This window comes from Sporosarcina sp. NCCP-2222, from assembly GCF_023168145.1.
Lineage (GTDB): Bacteria > Bacillota > Bacilli > Bacillales_A > Planococcaceae > Sporosarcina.
In genome coordinates, this window is sequence record NZ_BQYK01000006.1 from 135,725 (window position 1) to 140,020 (window position 4,296).

4 protein-coding genes, 1 pseudogene and 1 other annotated feature are annotated in these 4,296 nt (G+C 47.6%); all 5 genes and pseudogenes read right to left on the reverse strand.

Annotation, left to right across the window (positions count from 1 at the left end; all coding sequences use genetic code 11):
* Positions 1-472, reverse strand: a pseudogene (locus NCCP2222_RS14035) (2-isopropylmalate synthase); the annotation flags it as partial.
* The gene (gene ilvC, locus NCCP2222_RS14040) at positions 459-1,493 is read right to left on the reverse strand and encodes a ketol-acid reductoisomerase (RefSeq protein WP_248512976.1); all 1,035 of its coding nucleotides are present in this window, start codon (positions 1,491-1,493) and stop codon (positions 459-461) included. The pseudogene NCCP2222_RS14035 and the gene ilvC, both read right to left, overlap by 14 nt.
* 28 nt (positions 1,494-1,521) lie before the next feature.
* Positions 1,522-2,037, reverse strand: coding sequence for an acetolactate synthase small subunit (gene ilvN / locus NCCP2222_RS14045; RefSeq protein ID WP_238080598.1), 516 nt, complete (start codon positions 2,035-2,037; stop codon positions 1,522-1,524).
* Complete coding sequence (gene ilvB, locus NCCP2222_RS14050) at positions 2,034-3,791, reverse strand: acetolactate synthase large subunit (protein WP_375709190.1); 1,758 nt, start codon at positions 3,789-3,791, stop codon at positions 2,034-2,036. Before ilvB ends, ilvN begins: the two co-directional genes overlap by 4 nt.
* 86 nt (positions 3,792-3,877) lie before the next feature.
* Positions 3,878-4,132, reverse strand: a binding site (T-box leader).
* Positions 4,133-4,134: 2 nt separating this feature from the next.
* On the reverse strand, positions 4,135-4,296 hold a 162-nt coding region (locus NCCP2222_RS14055), incomplete at its 5' end, for a dihydroxy-acid dehydratase domain-containing protein (protein ID WP_248513073.1).

Genomic DNA, 4,296 nt, shown 5'->3' on the forward strand with positions numbered 1-4,296 from the left:
TAACTTCATTGATAATGCGGACAAGGTACGCTGGATCAGATCGGAAAGCATCTTCCGCAGACCATTGGACGAGCGGGAAAAAGCGCTTGGCGTATTTCACAGCTTCCACCGCGATGTCGACAACTTGATCAGGTGTCTTTTTTAATTTATATTCCATATGAATTGGGGAGGTAGCCAGAAATACGTGGAGATGCGGTTGTTCCGCTCCGCGGAGCGCCTCCCATGATGTATCGATATCCTTCTTCATCGCCCGTGCCAAACCAGTTACTGTAGAGCGTTTGACCGTTTCCGCAATTCTTTTGACTGCTTCGAAATCACCCGGTGAAGAAGCAGGAAAACCTGCTTCGATCACCGTTGCGCCAAACCGTTCGAGCTGGCGTGCGATTTCCAACTTTTCGGCAGTATTTAGATTAATTCCCGCCGACTGTTCACCGTCCCGTAGTGTCGTGTCGAATATATCAATTTTGCGCACTCGCGACCACTTCCTCCTGTTTGGAATTTACGCTTTGATTAACAAACGGCATCATTGCACGAAGCTTTTGTCCAACCTTTTCGATTTCATGCTCTGCTTCTGATTTTTCAATTGCATTGAAGTTCGGACGGCCATTTTCGTTCTCTTGAATCCAGCCTTCAGCAAATTTACCTTCTTGGATATCTGTCAAGATGTCTTTCATGCGAGCTTTCGCGTCTGCATCTACTACGCGCGGTCCTGATACGAAGTCGCCCCACTCAGCTGTGTCAGAGATGGAGTAGCGCATGCCGGACATGCCGCCTTCATACATCAAGTCGACGATCAATTTCAATTCGTGCATTGTTTCGAAATAAGCAAGCTCAGGCTGATATCCTGCTTCTACCAATGTTTCGAAGCCCGCTTTGACGAGTGATGTCAAGCCGCCGCATAATACTGCCTGTTCTCCAAATAGATCTGTTTCTGTTTCTTCTTTGAATGTCGTTTCCAATACACCTGCACGCGCTGCGCCGATCCCTTTTGAATACGCTAGAGCCACGTCTTTTGCTTGACCTGAGTTGTCTTGGAATACTGCGAACAATGCTGGAACTCCTGCGCCTGCTTCATATGTTCTCCGGACAAGATGCCCAGGACCTTTAGGAGCTACTAGGAATACATCAACATCACTTGGCGGTACGATTTGGCCGAAATGAACGTTGAAGCCGTGTGCGAAGACGAGTGATTTGCCTTCTTTCAATTCAGGTGCAATTTCTTCCTCGTACACTTTCTTTTGTCTTTCGTCTGGAAGAAGAATCATGATAATATCTGCTTCTTTCGCAGCTTCGCGAACCGTTTTAACAGTCAGGCCATCTTCTTTCGCTTGGTCAAAAGATTTACCCGGACGTACACCTACAACTACGTTGTATCCTGAATCCTTCAAGTTTTGTGCATGTGCATGACCTTGCGAGCCGTATCCGATGATTGCAATTGTCTTTCCTTGTAGAAGTCCTTCGTTGATATCTTGGTTATAGTACATTTTAGCCATTGTATATTCCTCCAATTTTCGGTTTTATTTATTTTAAAATGGATAACTGTGGTGATGGAGCCTTTTGCATGTCTCTGACGAATGCAGTAGCGCCAGTTCTCGATAACTCTTTAATGCCGTATGGCTTGACGAGATCAATGAATGCCTCGATTTTTTCCGGGTTGCCGACTACTTGATATGTGACAACGTTTTTTCCGGAGTCGATGATCGTTGCCCGGAATGGTTCAACGATGCTGTTAATTTCGCTGCGCGCCTGAGGAGGTGCAACAACTTTCACTAAGGCCAACTCCCGCATGACAATCGCTTTGTCAGTGATGTCATTCACTTTGATGACATCGATCTGTTTCTGAAGCTGTTTTACGAGCTGCTCAATTTTCCCTTCATCTTCCACATGGACGATGAAAGTCATTTTGGACATGCCTGGCTGCTCCGAATGTCCGACTGTAATGCTTTCAATATTGAATTGCCGTTTCATGAGCAGCCCCGTGACCCGGTTCAGCACACCACTTTGATTGATGACTGTTACAGTGATGATCCGTCTCATTTGCCGCTCACTCCAATCATTTCATGTAATCCTTTTCCAGGAGCAACCATTGGATAGACATTTTCCTGTTGCTTCACGCGGCAGTCGATTAGGACTGGTTCGTCTGAAAGTAAAGCTTCCGCAAACACGGCTTCCGCTTCTTCCGGCGAATTAATGCGGTATCCTTTAATGTCATACGCTTCTGCCAACTTCACGAAATTAGGCTGTACGGGAATCAACGACTGGGAATACCTTTCGTCATAGAATGTCTCCTGCCACTGCCGGACCATGCCGAGTGCCCCATTGTTTAAAATGACGACTTTGACTGGAATCCGGAATTCCTGGAGCAAGGAAAGCTCCTGGGCAGTCATTTGGAAGCCAGCATCCCCGACAATCGCGACGACACGCTTATCCGGTTTGGCAAATTGTGCACCGATAGCAGCCGGGAAACCGAAGCCCATTGTTCCCAGACCACCTGACGTCACCCAATGATCCGGGTTATTCAAAGCGTAATATTGCGCCGCCCACATTTGATGCTGACCGACGTCCGTTGTGACGATGGCATCCCCGTTTGTCAGGCGGTGGATGATTTGGATCGCTTGCTGCGGCAATAAAGCAGAATCGTCCTCTTTGTACCACAATGGGAAATCTTCCGTCTTTTTTACTAATGATTCAATCCATTCCTCCGTCTCCGGAGAATACATATCTGCAGCGAGTAAAGCTTTCAGTGCTTCCTTCGCATCCGCAACGATTGGAATTTCTGTTGGCACATTCTTGCCGATTTCAGCTGGATCGATATCTATATGGATTACCTTTGCATTCGGTGCGAATGTCTTTAGATTTCCAGTCAATCGATCGTCGAACCGAGCTCCAATGTTCAAAAGGACATCACACTCGCTGAGCGCCATATTAGCGGTGTATGTTCCATGCATGCCTGCCATTCCGAGGAACAGTTCATGATCGCCTGGAATACTGCCTAGCCCAAGGAGTGTGTTGGTCACCGGGATGCGGTGCCGTTCTACAAATTCCTTCAGTTCATCCATCGCTTGGGCGTGCAAGATGCCCGCGCCTGCCAGAATGATCGGTTTCTTCGCATGTGTGAGTGTATGGACCGCTTTTTGTATTTGCAAAAAGTTAGGAGTCGTCGTCGGCTGATACCCTGGGAGATCCACTTCGACATCAAATGACTCTGGTGTTGTGAACACTTCTGTCGCAACGTTTTTTGGGATATCGACGACAACCGGTCCTCTGCGCCCTGTTGATGCAATATGGAACGCTTCTTTAATAATTCTTGGAAAATCGGCTACATCACGCACTTGATAGTTGTGCTTCGTGATCGGTTGTGTAATGCCAATAATATCCGCCTCTTGGAAAGCGTCTGTACCAATGACGGAGCTTGCGACTTGGCCAGTGAAGACGACCAACGGCAAGGAATCCATCATTGCATCCGTAATGCCTGTCACCAAGTTGGTTGCGCCGGGTCCGGATGTCGCGATGACGACGCCGGGCTTACCGGATACACGCGCATATCCTTCCGCCGCATGGATGGCTCCCTGTTCATGACGGGCAAGCACATGTGGAATCGGATCCTTATACAATGCGTCATAAATCGGTAAGACGGCTCCTCCTGGGTAACCGAAAATGACTTCGACACCTTGGTCCTTCAACGCCTGAATCAGGACCGCTGACCCATCCGCCGGTCTTGTTGTCTGCTGCTCTTCCATGGTCGGCATTGGTTCCAAAACAGCTTGCTTCGTTTGAACTTCAGCACTCATTTGCTAACTCCTCCTGACTTTTCTCTGCTCCATTTTATTCAAAAATAAAAAGCTTTTTCTCCCCACACAAAGAAACCATTCTTCGTATAAGGGATGAAAAAACTTTTCATGGTACCACCCTTGTTCGCGGCAATCCGCCGCCTCATGAATGGATAGGATGCCTATCCATTCGTTTGTAACGGGCTGCCTGCAATTCATGCCGCCCGGGATTGCCTACTCAGTCTTCTTTTCAGCAACCCACTCCGAGGTGATATCGCGATTAGGTGTATTGCCGGCTTCCAGCACGACCGGCTCTCTGGGAATACAGGATCTAATCACTTTTGCCCCATCATCGATTTTATTATTAGATTTTCATAACGCCGCCTGTACTTGCAGAAGTGACAAGCTTTGAATATCTGGCTAAATATCCTTTTTTAATCTTCGGTTCGAATGGCTGCAGCTTTGTTTTGCGCTCTGCCAATTCCTCATCCGATACTTTCAGTTCGATCGTTCGGTTCGTCAAGTC

Bases quoted from the DNA above. Each gene is read 5' to 3' on its own strand.
- ilvC (WP_248512976.1), bottom strand. From the start codon at position 1,493: ATGGCTAAAATGTACTATAACCAAGATATCAACGAAGGACTTCTACAA.
- ilvN (WP_238080598.1), bottom strand. From the start codon at position 2,037: ATGAGACGGATCATCACTGTAACAGTCATCAATCAAAGTGGTGTGCTG.
- ilvB (WP_375709190.1), bottom strand. From the start codon at position 3,791: ATGAGTGCTGAAGTTCAAACGAAGCAAGCTGTTTTGGAACCAATGCCG.